Origin of the sequence: Streptomyces sp. NPDC002044 (assembly GCF_040296725.1) — a bacterium.
In the GTDB taxonomy this organism is placed as follows: domain Bacteria; phylum Actinomycetota; class Actinomycetes; order Streptomycetales; family Streptomycetaceae; genus Streptomyces; species Streptomyces antarcticus.
In genome coordinates this window covers 1-14,413 of the sequence record NZ_JBEOXU010000146.1, presented here as the reverse complement: position 1 = coordinate 14,413, position 14,413 = coordinate 1, and the positions used below count along the sequence as shown (strand labels likewise).

The window sequence follows — 14,413 nt, the reverse complement described above, 5'->3', positions numbered from 1 at the left end:
GGGGCCGCCCGGGCTCGCCGGGCGGCCGTCCCCCGCTGTCCCCCTTCCACCCGAAACGGGTGAGGTGGGTTTGCGGCGGGCCGGTCGTGGCACACGGGCTGAACACCACTGCTCGGCAGTGGAGTTGTCCACCGACCGGCCCCTGGAGGGACCCACACATGTCCGACGCGTACCGCTCTCCCGACGCCACCGGTACCCACCCCGCGCCCGCCACCGGCCGCAACGGCCTGGCCGTGGCCGCACTGATCACCGGCATCGCGTCCCTGCTGCTCCTGTGGCTCTGGTTCGTGGGCATCCCGCTGGCGCTCGTGGCCATCGGCCTGGGCATAGCCGCCCTCCGCAGGGCCCGCGCCGGTGCCGGTGGCCGCGGCATGGCCATCGCCGGCCTGGTCCTGGGCGCCGTGACCGTGGTCATCGCGGGGATCCTGGTCGCCGTAGGGGTGTCCATCCTCAACTCCGACGAGGGCAAGGACCTGCGGTCCTGCATGAACAACGCCCAGACGCAGCAGGAACAGCAGGAGTGCTCGAAGCGCTTCAACGAGGACGTCAACAACTGACGCGCGTCACCGCCGGGGTGTGGCCCGCCACACCCCGGGTGGGCGGCCCACCGCAGTGACCGGGCGGGCACCCCTGCGTCATGGTCATCGGCATGACCACAACGTCAGGACCCTCCGGCACGAACAAGCCACCCGGCCCCTCCGGCCCCGCCAGTACCTCCGGCCTCTCCGGGCGCGCGTGCGCCCTGCTCTTCGCCCTCGCCGTGGCCCTCGTCCCCGCCTTCGTCCTGGCCCCCCGCCCATGGGCGGCGCGCCTGTCGGGCGCTGACTTCAGGGACCAACGCGACCTCGTCGAGAGCCTCTCCGAGTCGTTCGTCGGCTACTGGGCGTCCGGCGAACGGGCCTTCACCCCGGGCCTGGAGCGGACCGTCGACTACTGGCTCCACTACCACGTGGCGAAGGCCGTGACCGCCGCGGCGCTCCTGACCGTACTCGCCGCGCTCGGCGTCCTCCTCTGGCGGGCGTTCCTGCGGGCCGGCGGGCGCGGGGCGGGCACCAGGGCCGCTCTCGCCACGGGCGGGGCGGCCGTCACGGCGCTGGCGCTGTTCTCGCTGGCGACGCTCATGGCCAACATCCAGGGTGCGGCGGCGCCCTTCGCCTCGCTGCTGTCGCTGCTGCCGGTCCGCGCGCCCCGCGGGGAACTCGCCGATACGCTCGGTCACGTCAGGCTGCTCCTGGCCGGCCACCCGGACACCGGAGACGGGACCCCGCCCGCCCTCTCGGTGATGACCGGCGACTTCTCCCGCTACCACGCGGTGATGGCCGCGGCGGCCACGGTGGTGGCCGCCGTCCTCGTCGCCGCGAGCGCGTGGGCGTGGAAGAGGCGTGCGAGGACGGCGCCGTCCGACAGGCGGACGCGGCGCGTGTTCACGTCGTTCGGTCTCTTCCCGGCCCTGTTGTCGCCGGCCGTCCTCCTGGTCGCCGTGGCGAACGCGACCACCACCGCCGAACCGGCCCCGGCCCTCCTGGCCTTCTTCGAAGGCGGATGGTGAGGGAACCGGCCGCCGTCAGACGCCGAGGTGGGCCAGGACCGCGAGTACCCGGCGGTGCCGCGCGTCGTCGGGCGGCAGGCCGAGCTTCGCGAAGACGTTGCCGATGTGCTTCTCCACCGCGCTGCCGGACAGCACCAGCCTCCGCGCGATGGCCGTGTTGGAGTGGCCTTCCGCCATCAGCGCCAGCAGTTGCCGCTCACGCGGGGTCAGCGCGCCCAGCGGGTCGTCACGACGCCGTTCCGCCAGCAGCCGGGCGACGACCTGCGGGTCGAGGACCGTCGCACCGCGGGCGACGCGGTCCAGGGCGTCCAGGAACTCCTCGACCTTCGCGACCCGGTCCTTCAGCAGATAGCCGACGGCGCCGGAACCGTCCGCGAGCAGGTCGGCGGCGTAGGACACCTCCACGTACTGGCTGAGCACCAGCACCGGGGCGCCGGGCAGCCGTTCGCGGATGGCGACCGCCGCCCGCAGCCCCTCGTCGGTGTGCGTCAGCGGCATCCGCACGTCGACGAGCGACACGTCCGGACGGTGCGCGAGTACCGCCTCGACCAGGGCGGGGCCGTCGCCGACCGCGGCCACCACCTCGTGACCGTCCTCGCGGAGCAGGCGGACCAGGCCCTCGCGCAACAGCACCGCGTCATCGGCGACGACGATCCGCAGCGGAACCCGGCCCCCGGGGCGCGGCGGGGCTCCGGGCACCGATCCGTCCGGGGTCAGCGACACGGCAGCTCCGCCCCGACCGTCGTCGGGCCGTCCTCGGGACTGTCGACCCGCAGCCGGCCGCCGGCCGCGCGCACCCGGCCGGCCAGCCCCGCCAGCCCGTGCCCCTCGGCCGGAGCCGCGCCGCCCACCCCGTCGTCCGTCACCCACACCCGCAGGACCCCCTCGGTGTGGCGCACCCCGACCGTGCACCGGCGGGCACGGCTGTGCTTGGCCACGTTCGCCAGCGCCTCGGCGACCACGAAGTACGCGGCCGTCTCGGCGGCGGGGTCCAGCCGGCCGGGTACGGGGCCGGCGTCGAGCTCCGCCGGTACGACGCAGCGCGCGGCCAGGGCCGCGAGCGCCTCCCGCAGCCCCCGGTCGGTGAGGACCGGCGGGGCGATGCCCCGCGACAGGGCCCGCAGTTCCTCCAGCGCCTCCCTGGTCTGGACGACCGCGTCGGCGAGCGCGGCCCGTACGAGTTCCGGCTTGCTGTCGAAGTGGTGCTGGGCGCGCCCCAGCTCCATCGCCAGCCGGACCAGCTGCTGCTGGGGGCCGTCGTGGATGTCGCGTTCGAGCCGGCGCAGGGCGGCCGCCTCGGCCGTCACCGCGGAGACGGGCCGAACGCGGCCGGTGTCGCGCCCACGCTCCGGTCCGCGGATCCCGCGGTGCCACGCCGGCGCGGGGGACAGCAGCAGCTGCCCGAGCCCGGCCTGTACGGCGACGCACCCCCGGGTCACCAACGGCAGGGTGGACAGCAGCAGTACGCCGACCGTGACCGCGAAGCCGAGCCGTTCCGCCGGTGACGTCAGTCCCAGGCTCACGGCGATGTGGGACCCGTCGCCGCCCGCGGACAGGGTCAGGGGCCGCAGCGACCCGGGCGCGACCTGGCCGCTGCGCAGCGGATACGTGGCGGTCGCGACGCCGACGAACCACCACAGCACCGTCACCACCCAGGTGACCAGGACGACGGGAAGCAGCAGGACCGCGTGCGCCAGGCCGGGCCACATCCCCGGATCCGCCGCTCCGGCGCGGTTCTTGGGCCCCGGCCGCCGGTCCGCCCCCCGCGACGCACCACCCGCCCGGGACCGCACCGTGCCGATCCGCCACCGCTCCAGGTCGCCGGGCCGGCGCGCCAGTGCCAGGGCCCGGGCCGCGACGGGCGCCCCGCCCGGCACCAGCGACGCGAACGCTCCGGCGCCCAGAGCGCCGACCGTCAGCAGCAGCCCGGCGACGGCGCCCACCGGCGCGGTGAGGAGGTACAGCGACTCCACCAGCGTGCGACGCCCCAGGCGGACGGCAGCCCCGGAACGCGGCCGCCACCGACCCGCGACCAGGGAAGGCAACGACTCGACCATGACCCCAGCCTAGTGTCGCCCCGGCCGGGCCGGGCCGGGCCGGGCCGCCCGGACGGTCAGGCGTGCGCACCCCTGCCGTCGGTCACGTGAATCTCCGGCCCGCGTCGCGATGAGTCCGGGACACCCCACCGGTCTACCCTTCACACCCCTCGTTGCGAAAGGTACGGAAGATGACCGATACGACGACGACCTTCGACCTCGGACCGCAGGCCCTGATCGTGGCCCGCCTCGCGGCGGCCGTCCCGGACGACCGGCTCGCCGACCGGACACCCTGCCCCGCGTACACGGTCGGTGACCTGCTGGGTCACCTCGCGGGCCTCGCCGTCGCCTTCCGCGACGCCGCCCGCAAGGACCTGGGCCCCACGACGGACACGTCCCCCGGCTCGACCGTGCCCACCCTGCCCGCCGACTGGCGCGAGGACCTCCCCCGGGTCCTCGGAGAACTGGCCGCGGCCTGGCAGGACCCGGCCGCCTGGACCGGCATGACCCGCGCGGGCGGCGTGGACCTGCCCGGCGACGTCGCGGGAGCCGTGGCCACCGACGAACTGCTGGTGCACGGCTGGGACCTGGCCAGGGCCACCGGACAGGCGTACGCACCCGATCAGGCCGCGCTGAGCGCCTCGTACGCGTTCCTGCTGGCCTCCGCCGAGGAGGGGAACGGCGGCGGGGACGTCTTCGGACCCGTCGTGCCCGTACCGGACGACGCCCCGCTGCTGGACCGGGCCGTCGGACTCAGCGGTCGTGACCCGGGCTGGTCCCCCTCCTGACCGGCGCCGGAGGGCCCGGAGGCGGCGGCCGGACGTCCTACCCGCTGTGGACGGTCGTGAGGCCGGAGAGGCCGGAGATCGTCAGCACGGGTTCCAGGAGGGGGTTGGCGACGAGCTCGATGCGTTCGGCGTGCGGGAAGAGCACGCTGAGGCCGGCGCTGTCGAGGTACTCGACCCCGGTGAGGTCGAGGACCAGCGGGCCGTCCGTGCCCGCGAGGGCGGCGGCCAGCTCCTTGTTGTTGCTCATGTCGATCTCGCCGACAGCGGTCAGCAGCGCGGTGCCGTCGGGCCGCCGCCCCGGGGTGAGGGTCAGGGGAGTGGTCATCAGGCGATCCTCGTGTGCATGTCGACGGTGGTGCCGGACGGGCCGGGGGTGACGGTGACCTGCTGCATCAGTGCGCGCATCAGGCCCATCCCGCGACCGCGGTGGGTGTTGAGCTCCGGCTGCGGGGCTTTCCAGCAGCCGCTGTCGACGATGGTCAGGTGGAGATTGTCGACGCAGGCCTCGGCCCGGAAGAGAATGGTGCCGCCGGGGGCGTCCCGGTGGCCGTGTTCGACGGCGTTGGCACACGCCTCGCCGGCGGCGACCAGGACGCTCTGCACGGTGGTGGGCGGCAGGTCGCACTGGTCGAGCCACCCGCGCAGCGTCTTGCGGACGGGCGCGAGCTGCGACGATTCCGCGGGGAAGGACAGCTCCAGCGGCGCCGGGTGGCGGTAGAGCAGCAGGGCGACGTCGTCGTCGTAGCCGTCGGCGGGGGCCAGCCGGGACATGACATCGGTGGCGAGGTCGTCGACCGCCGTGTTCCGGCCGTCCTGGAGGGCTTCACTGGCCTGGTCGATGCCCGCACTGAGCGGGCGCCGGCGGCGTTCGACCAGCCCGTCGGTGTACAGCAGCAGCGTCGACCGCGCCGGGATGGCGCAGCTGCCCTCGGGACGCTGGTTGCCGGGCCGGACGGCCAGCGGCAGGGAGCGGCCCTCCTCGAGGAGCCGGGTCGTGCCGTCGGGATGGACGAGGATGCCGGGCGGATGGCCGGCGCTGGAATACGTCAGCTGCCCGGTACCGGCGTCGAGGACGCCGCAGAAGACGGTGGTGCAGGGCGCGCCCGGAACGCCGGCGGCGAACTGGTCCAGGGCCATCAGCGTCCGGGCGGGACTCGCGTCCTGGAGCATCAGGGCGCGGCAGGCGCTGCGCAGCTGGCCCATGACGCTGGCGGCTTCCAGGCCCCGGCCGACGCAGTCGCCGACGACGATTCCGATGCGGCCGTCCGGCAGGGTGACGGTGTCGTACCAGTCGCCGCCGACCTCCAGGGGCTGCGTCGCGGGTTCGTAGCGGACGGCGAACCCGTCGGGCAGCCGGGAGGGGCCGAGGATGGCGCGCTGCAAGGCGATGGCGGTCTCGCGCTGCTGGTCGGTCTGGTGCGCGCGGTTCAGCCCCTGGGCGAGGTGACCGGCCAGGAGGGACAGCAGCAGCTGGTCCTCGCCGGTGAAGGGCCGGTTCTCGCCCAGGTCGATCCACAGGGCGAGCGGGCCGTCGGGGAACTCCAGGAGGATGCCGGCCCCGCCGTGGCCGGCGACCGGGGTCAGGATCGGCCCCCGGCGCAGTTCGTCGAGCGCTCCGCGCCGTTCGGCGGACAGTTCCGACCAGGCGGACGGCGCGTCGGTGGAGGTCAGCTTGGGTTCGTCGCCGTAGTCGAAGACCGCGGCCAGGACCCGCCGGGCGCGCCACAGCTTCTTCAGCTCGCCCAGGGCGCCGGCCAGCGCCTCGGGCAGGCTGGCGGCCCGGGACAGGCCGGTGCCCAGGGCCGCGAGGGCGCTCTCGCGCTGGATGGCGTAGTGCTCGGCGGTGACGTCGCGGAAGGTGCCGACCGTCACGCGGCGCCCGGTGTCGGGATCGTCGACCTGGTTGAAGGTGGCCGTCGCCCACAGCCGGTGACCGTCGCGGTGGGTGATCGGAATGGTGTACGAGCCCTTGGTGTTGCCGAGCAGCATGGCGAACGCCTCGCCGACCTGCCGGTGCGCCTCGGAGTCCGTGGCGGCGTCGGGCCACCAGGGGTGGACCGGCCGGTAGGGCAAACCCTCGGCGCCGTAACCGAGGATGTCGGTGAACGCCGTGTTGATCTCGATGACGGCGCCGTCCTCGTCGCAGACGAAGAAAGCCTCCTGCAGGGAGTCCACCAGCGCGGTGCGCCAGCGGGCGTGGTGGCCGCGCAGGCGCGCCAGCCGGATGTTCGCCCGCACCCGCGCGAGGAGTTCGGCGGCCGCGAACGGTTTGACGAGGTAGTCGTCCGCACCGGCCTGCAGGCCCTCGATGGACGCCTCCTGCCCGGCCCGGGCGGACAGCAGCAGTACGGGGAGCGAGGCGGTGCGCTGGTCGGCCCGCAGCGCGGCGACCAGGGCGAGCCCGTCCAGGTGGGGCATCATCACATCGCTGACCACGAGGTCGAAGGCGTGCGCGCGGATGGCACCCATGGCCTGCCGGCCGTCGTCGACCGTGCTGACCTGGTAACCGGCGCCGCGCAGCAGCCGGCCGAGGTACTCGCGCATGTCGGCGTTGTCGTCGGCGACCAGGACGTGTGCCGGGAGCTCCGGGCCGGCGGGGGCTCCGTCGGCGCTCCCGTCCGGAACGCTCCCGTCCGCGGCGGGCACCGGCGCGGTGGGCTCGCCGGGCAGCCAGCGAAGCGCCTCCTGCACGAAAGGCTCGGTCGCGGTGTGCGCCGCGCTCGCGCCCTGACCCGTCACCGCGCCCGTAGTCGGGTCCGGGAGGACGGTGTCGGCCGGCAGGTGGGCGGAGCCGAAGGGCAGCCGGATGGTGAACCGGGTGCCCACGCCCTGCGCGGACGAGGCGCTGATCTCGCCGCCGTGCAACCCGACCAGCTCCCTCACCAGGGCCAGGCCGATGCCGCTGCCCTCGTTGGAGCGGGACCGCGCGTTCTCGATGCGGTGGAACCGTTCGAACAGGCGGGGCATCTCTTCGGCCGCGACACCTATCCCGGTGTCGTCGACGCTCACCACGGCCGCACCGTCCTCGGTCCCCACGGCGACGCGGATCGAGCCGTCGAAGGTGAACTTCAGCGCGTTGCTGAGGAGATTGAGGACGACCTTCTCCCACATGCCCCGGTCGATGTAGACCGGCTCGGGCAGCGGGGAGCAGTCGACCCGGAAGTCGAGCCCGGCCTTGTCGACTGCGGAGCGGAACACGCTGGCGAGTTCACCGGTGACCGCGGCCAGGTCGACCGGCTCGTAGCTCGCCTGCATCCGGCCGGCCTCGATGCGGGAGAAGTCGAGCAGCGTGTTGACCAGCTTGCCCAGCCGCAGCCCGTTGCGGTGGATGACCTCCAGCTCCTCGCGCACGCCCTCGTCGGCGTCCGCGAGCCGGTCCCGCAGTTCCGCCACCGGCCCCATGATCAGGGTCAGGGGGGTACGGAACTCGTGGCTGATGTTGGAGAAGAACGCCGTCTTCGCCCGGTCCAGTTCCGCGAGCTCCTCCGCGCGCCGCTGCTGCGCCTGGTAGCTGCGGGCGCTGGCCACTGCGGTGGCGACGTGCCCGGCGACCAGTTCCACGAAGCCGCGGTACCCCTCGTCCAGGTCCCGGTACCGGTTCAGGCCGACCACCATGAACCCGTACGGGGCGCCGCCCTGCTGCCGCAGCGGCACCACCAGTGCCTGGAGCGGGCCTTCGGCCCGCTCTCCCGTCGGCAGATCCGCGAACACGGCGCCGTCGCCGTCCAGCGGCACCAGCGTGGTCTCGCCCCGGGCCGCAGCGGCCGTGGGCCACACCGAGTCGGAGTCCGGCGGGAGCAGCTCCGCGGCGGCCGGGTGATCCTTGCGGATCCCGGTCGCCGCGGACAGCCCGGAGCTGCCGTCGTCCTGGAAGAGGTACGTCAGGGTGAACGGCAGGTCGTGCGGGTTGCGGCTCAGCTGCAGACGGGCGAAGTCGAGCATCTCCCGCTCGGTGCGCACGACGCTCGGATCGGAGCCGAGGTCGCGCAGCGTGGCCATCCGCCGTTCACCGATGACGCGTTCGGTTTCCTCGCTGACCACGCACAGCATGCCGACCACGTCGCCGTCGTCGTCGCGCAGCGGGCTGTAGGAGAAGGTGTGGTAGCTCTCCTCCGGGTACCCGGAGCGCTCCACGAACAGCAGCAGGGCCTGGTCCCAGGTCGCTTCGCCGGTGCTGAGGACGGTGTCGATGCGGGGGCCGATGTCGCCCCAGATCTCCGCCCAGACCTCGCTCGCCGGCCGGCCCAGGGCCCACGGGTACTTCCGGCCCAGGGTGTCGCGCCGATAGGCGGAATTGCAGAAGAACGTGAGTTCCGGTCCCCAGGCCATCCACATCGAGAACTTCGACGACAGCAGGATGCTCACGGTCGTCCTGAGGCTCTGCGGCCAGTCCTCCGGGACGCCGAGCGGAGTCGCCGCCCAGTCCACCAGGGCCAGGTCCCGGCCGACCGCCTCGTCGGCGGCGAACACGCCCGCTCCGACCCCGTCGGCCCCGGCCACCGCTTCCGGCCCGGAATCCTCCGAACGCGTCACTGCCCACCCCTTCGTTCGCGGCGGCCGATGCCCGAGCGCGGCCTGCCGGCGTTCCCTGTGCTGCCCCATCCGCGTGCCGCGGTCCCCGGGGAGGCGTTTGTTGACGTGATCCGTAGGATAGGACAGCTGGGCCTCGGACGAACAGGCGCGGCCGACGAGGCAGGGTGGGAGACGACATGACGGGGGCCGGGCACGCCGTCCGCCGGCACGCGGGAGCCGTCGTGGCGGACGAGCACCGGCGGCTCGCCGCGGTGCGCCGCTACGCGGTGCTCGACACCGCGTCCGACGCGACCTTCGACAAGATCGCCTCGCTCGCGGCCCGCATCTTCGACGTCCCCATGGCCGCCGTGGCGATCGTGGACGCCGACCGGGTCTGGTTCAAGGCCGCGCACGGACTCCAGGGCGTCAGGGAGATCCCCCGGGACCCCGAGCCGGGTGCCTGCCTCCTGCCGCACGACAGGCTGACCGGCCCGCGCACCGCCGCCGGCTCCCTCGTCCTCGGCCAGCCGGGCGTACGCTTCCACGCCGCCGCGGCGATCACCACGGCCGACGGGTGCCGGCTGGGCACCGTCAACGTCCTCGACACCCGCCCCCGCCACCCCACGGACGAGCAGCTCGCGGCCCTCGGGGACCTGGCCGGCCTCGTCATGGACGAGCTCGAACGGCGCCTGTCCGCGCTGCGCATGGTCGCCGCCGAACGGGAACGGCGCGCGGACGCCGAGCGGCTGGCCCGCACCCTTCAGCGCACCCTGCTGCCCCCGGTCCTGCCCACCGTGCCCGGGTTGCGCGCGGCCGCCGCCTACCACCCCGCCTCCGCCGACGAGGTCGGCGGCGACTTCTACGACCTGTTCCCCCTCGACGACGGCCGCTGGGCGTTCTTCATCGGCGACGTGTGCGGCAAGGGTGCCGCTGCCGCCGCCCTGACCTCGCTGACCCGATACACCCTGCGGGCCGCCGCCATCCACGACCCCGACCCCCGGACCGCCCTGGCCACCCTCGACGCGGTCCTCAAGAGCGAACACCAGGACGAAACCCGCCGGTTCTGCACCGCCGTGTTCGGTGTGCTCGACGCCGGGTCCGACGGGTCGTTCACCGTCACCCTGGCCGGTGGCGGCCACCCCCCGACCCTGGTGGTGCGCGCGGACGGCAGCGTCGAAGCGGTGTCCACCACCGGCGGTCAGCTGATCGGGCTCCTGCCCGATCCCCACTTCGCGCAGGCCACCACCCGCCTCGCCCCCGGTGACGCCCTGCTGCTGTACACCGACGGCCTCATCGAGGCCCGCACCGCGGACGGCAGCATGCTCGGCGAGGAGGGGCTCGCCCGCCACCTGTCCGCCCACGCCCCCCGAGGAGCCGCCGACCTGCTGGCCACGGTGCACAAGCTCTTCACCGATCTGGGAGCCGGAGTGAGCGACGACACCGCGTTGCTCGCCCTGTCCGTCCCGTCCCGCCGCACATTCCCACCCGCCCAGGAGAACAGGTGACCGACCGCAATCTCACCGCCACCCGACACACGCACGCACGCGGTGCGACCGTGCTGTCCGTGGCCGGCGAACTCGACCACCACACCGCACCGGAGCTCACCCGGGTCATCCAGGAAACGCCCTTCAGCCCCGACGTCCCCGTACTGATCGAACTCTCCGAGCTGACCTACTGCGATTCCACCGGCATCACCGTGCTCTTCAGCGCCTACCACCGCGCGCGCGAGGCGGACGCCCCGCTGTCCCTCGTCGGGCTGAGCACCGATCTGATGCACGTCTTCCGCATCGTGGGCCTGGACCAGCTCTTCACCTTCCAGCCCACCGTCGAAGACGCCGTCAACGCCCAGCGCCCCTGAGCGCCGTCCTGCCGTCGCGCCCGGGTCCCGCCGTCACGCGGGGCTCGGCACCGGCGGCACCCACCGGTTCGTGCGCGGGGCCTGCGAGCGTACGCCGTACTCGCCCTTGAGCTCCTCCGGGATGGCGTACTGCATGACCCGGCCACGGGTGAGCGAGGCCAGTTCGAAGGCCGTCAGCAGGCTGCCCGCCTTGTCCAGCGCCCATTCGCCGAGCGGGCCGCTGTCCTCCACAGTCTCCAGCAGGCCGAGGACGAGGGGCACGGCCTTCGCCGCGGTGTCCCAGGGACCGCGGGGGATCTCGAGCCAGTCCGCGATCGTGGGGCCGACCAGGTAGCGCATGGTGGCGGGGACGATCGGGTCGAAGAGGGTGCCGGGGACCACGTCCTCGTACATCCGCATCAGCTGGTTGTTGAGCCGGACCCCGTCTTCGGAGGGGCCGAGGTGGCGGCTGAGATAGAGGTCGGCGAACGCGCGGGCCTCCGTGAGGTTGTCCGGGGCGGCTGTCATGTCGCAGCCGAGGAGGGAGCCCACGACCCGCCAGGCGTAGTAGTAGGACTCCGCCCCCTCCTCGCTCATGTGGATGCCGAGGCGGTGCATGGCGTCCAGGACGAGGATCGAGAAGCAGATCTGCCCGCCGATCATGTCCTCCTGGCTGATCGGCACACCGTCCCGCGCCACGTCCCAGCGCCCGGACCCGGTGAGGTGGTGGCGTACCGCCGCGTGCAGCAGCCGGACCTTCTGGGCGGCCGGGATGAACTTGCCGCCCTCCTCGAAGGCGTTGGTGCGCATCAGGTACGTGACGAACTGGCCGGTGTTCGCCATCCGGCGCGACGGGTAGTCCATCGAGTGCGTCGAGGCGAGCAGCCGGGCGACGCGCGGTACGGCGTACGTCACGGGCATCGCCGCGAAGGACAGGCCCGTGTTGATGTGCGCGGCGTTGTCCATGAAGAACAGGCGGGCGCGCTCCATGACGTCCCAGTCCACCCACTTCGGCGGCATGGCGGTGGCCTCCAGGAACGCCACCGCGGACGGCGGGAGCCCCTCGGGCAGTTTGTGGCCGGCGGTGCTGAAGAAGCGCATGAGGGTGTTGAAGTCCCCCACCTCACCGCGTTCGAACATGGCGGCCACCGTCTCGTCGGCGAAGGGGTCGCCCTGACCGCTCAGTTCGTCGAGCTTCGCGTCGGTGTAGCGCGACCGGTTCTCGGTTGTCACGTCGTGCTCCTCGTAGTGCTCGCGCCGGTACGGTCTGGCCCGGCAGGTGGTCCGCGGGGCCGTTCACAGGGTCCGTGCGGTCGCCGAGGTGGCCAGCGCGGCGAGCGCCATCCGCACGTCCATCGGCAGCGCGACGGAGTCGAGCGCGCCGCGGGCCGCCGCGACCCGGTCCGAGATCATGTCCTCGACGCGGCGGCGGGCCCCGCACTCCTCCATCAGGCTCCGCACCAGCGCCGCGTCGGACTCGTCCAGAGCCGGGCTGTCCAGCGTCTTGTCCAGCAGCGCCCGCTCGTGCGGGTCCAGCAGGGCGAGCGTCGTGGCGAGCAGCGCGGTGGGCTTGCGGTCCCGGAGGTCGTCCAGGTTCGACTTGCCGGTCTCCGCGGGATCGCCGAACGTTCCGATCAGGTCGTCGCGCAGCTGGAACGCCTCGCCCAGGGGCAGGCCGTAAGCGGTGAAGGCGGTCATGACCTGCCGTGGGGCGCCGCCGAGGGTGGCACCCATGTGCAGCGGCCGCTCCACCGTGTACTTGGCCGTCTTGTAGCGGGCCACTTCCAGCGACTCGGCGACCTCGGGCGCGTCGGTACCCGTCCGCAGCACTTCCAGGAACTCGCCCGCGACGGTCTCGCGCAGCAGCGTCGACCACAGGGGCACCGTCCGCGCCACATACGCGCCGGGCAGCCCGCAGGTGGCGAAGACCTGGGCCGCGTACCCCATGAGCAGGTCGCCCAGCATCATCGCCAGCGCGGCGGACCGCTGCCGGCTTACGACCAGCGTCCGCGCGACGGCACCGCTGTCGTCACCGGTGCCGCTGCTGATGCCGCTGGCGGCACCGGCACCGGCACCGGCCCACCGGGCCGCTCCGGTCGCGGAGAAGGCGGCGTGGGCGGTGGGGACGCCGTGCCGCAGGCGGCTGTCGTCGATGATGTCGTCATGGGTGCAGGCCGCCGCGTGCACGAGTTCCATGGCCGCGGCCGCCCTGATCACCCCGTCGCAGTCCGGCTGGCCGGCGGCCCGCCAGCCCCAGTACAGGAAGGCGGCCCGCATCCGCTTGCCGTGGGTCAGCGAGCTGCGCAACTGGTCGCAGAGCGGGCCGAGTTCACTGGAGAGGCGTAACAGTTCGGCTTCCTCCTCGTCGACCAGCCGACGCAGGTGGGCGTCGATGCGCCCCCGGAACACCAGATCGTCATGCATGCGCAGGCCCGGCTCCGGCCCCGGCCCCGGCCGGGGTCCGGGCGCCGTCGGCCCGGTCGCGCCGCTCGGCGGCCCGACGGGCCATCAGCTCCAGGTAGTTGTCGTCGTCCGCGGCGGCGACGCGCTTGGAGGCGAGTTCCCCGCGCGCTCTCAGCTCCCTCACCCCGTCGGCGACGAGTTCGCGCAGATCCGAGCGCCGGACTACGTCCTCGCCCCGGCCGGTGGCCTGCCGGACCTGGTCCAGCGCCAGATCGACGGCGCCCAGAGCGAGCAGACCGACCTCCTCCAGCGCGGCGAAGGGACTCCAGGGTGTCTGCCGCGCCTGCTGTGCCTGTTGTGCCCGCTGTGTCCGGTCCCGCGATTCTCCGGTCATGCCCCGTGCTCCTCTGCCGGCAGATCATCAAGGAGCGCCAGTCAATCGGCTGCGACACCCGTCGCGGCCCGGGATTGCCGTCCGTACCACGTCAGAGGGATACGAATACTCCCGACGAGTGAGTTGTCCGAAGAACTGTGCGGCGCGGTCTGAGCGGACGGCACGGCACGGCGCGAGCCGGAGCCGATCAGGCGGGACGTACCGACTGTCACGGATGTGCCGGCCAATCGTTCGGCGGGACGGCCGCCTGCGAGAGGGGCGTCCGGAGCGGCCACGCGCAGGGTGCGGGCCGTTACGTCCGGTGAGATCCGGGGGCCCGGGAGGTGACCCGCCCCATAGGACCCACGTCACCTACGAGCCGGGATAGTGGCCCCCGCGCGGGGCGGCCGGGCCTGCTCGTACCCGCCCCCACCTGCGCGGACACCGGTCGCGACGGAGGCGGGGCCGAGGTCCCGGGCTGCGAGGCCGCCTAGTAGGTGGCGTCGTTGCCAGGGGGGCGGGGCGTCTGTAGAACTGGATGAGTCGCAAGGCGGCAGGGGTACTTCACCCGCCGCCGACGAACCCCTCTCCACCGCGTGAGTGGCTCACGCATGCCTCCGGCATGCCGCGACCGTCCTTGTCCCCGTCGGAAGGTCAGTCCGTGTCCAACGCAGTCATCCGCCGCATCGCCGCTTCCAAGAAGACCATCGCGGGCTCCGTCCTCGCCCTGGGCGTCGCCGGCTCCATGCTGGCCGCCGTCCCCGCGCAGGCCGCCCCGATGAACGCCAAGGCGGTCGCGCAGCAGATGATCAAGGACCCGGCGCAGTTCGCGGCGTTCAACAACATCGTGTCCCGCGAGAGCGGCTGGAACCACACCGCCACGAACTCCTCCTCGGGCGCCTACGGCCTCGTCCA

The 14,413-nt window shown here is 73.5% G+C and carries 12 protein-coding genes and 1 pseudogene; 6 read left to right on the top strand and 7 right to left on the bottom strand.

All coding sequences use genetic code 11. From position 1 onward, the window contains the following. The first annotated feature begins 158 nt into the window (after window positions 1–158). Window positions 159–557, top strand: a complete 399-nt coding sequence (locus ABT106_RS26495; protein WP_351282007.1) for a DUF4190 domain-containing protein — start codon at window positions 159–161, stop codon at window positions 555–557. Window positions 558–649: 92 nt separating this feature from the next. Further along, window positions 650–1,549: a hypothetical protein gene (locus ABT106_RS26490; RefSeq protein WP_351282005.1), complete on the top strand. Its 900-nt coding sequence runs from the start codon at window positions 650–652 to the stop codon at window positions 1,547–1,549. Window positions 1,550–1,564: 15 nt separating this feature from the next. Here ABT106_RS26490 and ABT106_RS26485 read toward each other — a convergent pair whose 3' ends face one another. Both ABT106_RS26485 and ABT106_RS26480 read right to left on the bottom strand, forming a co-directional pair. Then, complete coding sequence (locus tag ABT106_RS26485; RefSeq protein WP_351282009.1) at window positions 1,565–2,209, bottom strand: response regulator; 645 nt, start codon at window positions 2,207–2,209, stop codon at window positions 1,565–1,567. 53 nt (window positions 2,210–2,262) lie between these two features. Further along, window positions 2,263–3,606, bottom strand: coding sequence for a sensor histidine kinase (locus ABT106_RS26480; protein ID WP_351282003.1), 1,344 nt, complete (start codon window positions 3,604–3,606; stop codon window positions 2,263–2,265). A 170-nt stretch (window positions 3,607–3,776) separates the two neighbouring features. Here ABT106_RS26480 and ABT106_RS26475 point away from each other — a divergent pair, with 170 nt between their 5' ends. Further along, a complete protein-coding gene (locus ABT106_RS26475) occupies window positions 3,777–4,373 on the top strand; it encodes a TIGR03086 family metal-binding protein (RefSeq protein ID WP_351282001.1) in 597 nt (198 codons plus the stop codon). Between the two features lie 37 nt (window positions 4,374–4,410). Here ABT106_RS26475 and ABT106_RS26470 read toward each other — a convergent pair whose 3' ends face one another. Together ABT106_RS26470 and ABT106_RS26465 are read right to left on the bottom strand one after the other, a co-directional pair. After that, window positions 4,411–4,698 (bottom strand): STAS domain-containing protein, encoded by a 288-nt coding sequence (locus ABT106_RS26470; protein WP_351281999.1) that lies wholly within the window; start codon window positions 4,696–4,698, stop codon window positions 4,411–4,413. Beyond that, on the bottom strand, window positions 4,698–8,906 hold the full coding sequence (locus ABT106_RS26465; RefSeq protein ID WP_351281997.1) for a SpoIIE family protein phosphatase: 4,209 nt from the start codon (window positions 8,904–8,906) through the stop codon (window positions 4,698–4,700). Before ABT106_RS26465 ends, ABT106_RS26470 begins: the two co-directional genes overlap by 1 nt. 164 nt (window positions 8,907–9,070) lie before the next feature. Between ABT106_RS26465 and ABT106_RS26460 the strand changes: the two genes are divergently transcribed. Further along, window positions 9,071–10,390, top strand: coding sequence for a PP2C family protein-serine/threonine phosphatase (locus ABT106_RS26460; protein ID WP_351281994.1), 1,320 nt, complete (start codon window positions 9,071–9,073; stop codon window positions 10,388–10,390). Next, window positions 10,387–10,743 carry an STAS domain-containing protein gene (locus ABT106_RS26455; RefSeq protein ID WP_351281992.1) on the top strand — a complete coding sequence of 119 codons (357 nt, stop codon included), beginning with the start codon at window positions 10,387–10,389 and terminating at the stop codon, window positions 10,741–10,743. The genes ABT106_RS26460 and ABT106_RS26455 overlap by 4 nt, the downstream gene beginning before the upstream one ends. A gap of 33 nt (window positions 10,744–10,776) precedes the next feature. Here the strand turns inward: ABT106_RS26455 and ABT106_RS26450 are convergent, their stop codons facing one another. From ABT106_RS26450 to ABT106_RS26440, 3 genes are all read right to left on the bottom strand, one after another. After that, entirely contained in the window at window positions 10,777–11,955 is a 1,179-nt protein-coding gene (locus ABT106_RS26450) for an oxygenase MpaB family protein (RefSeq protein ID WP_351281990.1), read from the bottom strand. A gap of 63 nt (window positions 11,956–12,018) precedes the next feature. Beyond that, window positions 12,019–13,146, bottom strand: a complete 1,128-nt coding sequence (locus tag ABT106_RS26445; RefSeq protein WP_351281987.1) for a polyprenyl synthetase family protein — start codon at window positions 13,144–13,146, stop codon at window positions 12,019–12,021. Beyond that, a complete protein-coding gene (locus ABT106_RS26440; protein ID WP_351281984.1) occupies window positions 13,139–13,519 on the bottom strand; it encodes a hypothetical protein in 381 nt (126 codons plus the stop codon). The genes ABT106_RS26445 and ABT106_RS26440 overlap by 8 nt, the downstream gene beginning before the upstream one ends. A 640-nt stretch (window positions 13,520–14,159) precedes the next feature. Here ABT106_RS26440 and ABT106_RS26435 point away from each other — a divergent pair. After that, a pseudogene (locus tag ABT106_RS26435) lies at window positions 14,160–14,413 on the top strand (lytic transglycosylase domain-containing protein); the annotation flags it as partial.

Bases quoted from the DNA above. Each gene is read 5' to 3' on its own strand.
- ABT106_RS26495 (WP_351282007.1), top strand. From the start codon at position 159: ATGTCCGACGCGTACCGCTCTCCCGACGCCACCGGTACCCACCCCGCG.
- ABT106_RS26490 (WP_351282005.1), top strand. From the start codon at position 650: ATGACCACAACGTCAGGACCCTCCGGCACGAACAAGCCACCCGGCCCC.
- ABT106_RS26480 (WP_351282003.1), bottom strand. From the start codon at position 3,606: ATGGTCGAGTCGTTGCCTTCCCTGGTCGCGGGTCGGTGGCGGCCGCGT.
- ABT106_RS26475 (WP_351282001.1), top strand. From the start codon at position 3,777: ATGACCGATACGACGACGACCTTCGACCTCGGACCGCAGGCCCTGATC.
- ABT106_RS26470 (WP_351281999.1), bottom strand. From the start codon at position 4,698: ATGACCACTCCCCTGACCCTCACCCCGGGGCGGCGGCCCGACGGCACC.
- ABT106_RS26445 (WP_351281987.1), bottom strand. From the start codon at position 13,146: ATGCATGACGATCTGGTGTTCCGGGGGCGCATCGACGCCCACCTGCGT.
- ABT106_RS26440 (WP_351281984.1), bottom strand. From the start codon at position 13,519: ATGACCGGAGAATCGCGGGACCGGACACAGCGGGCACAACAGGCACAG.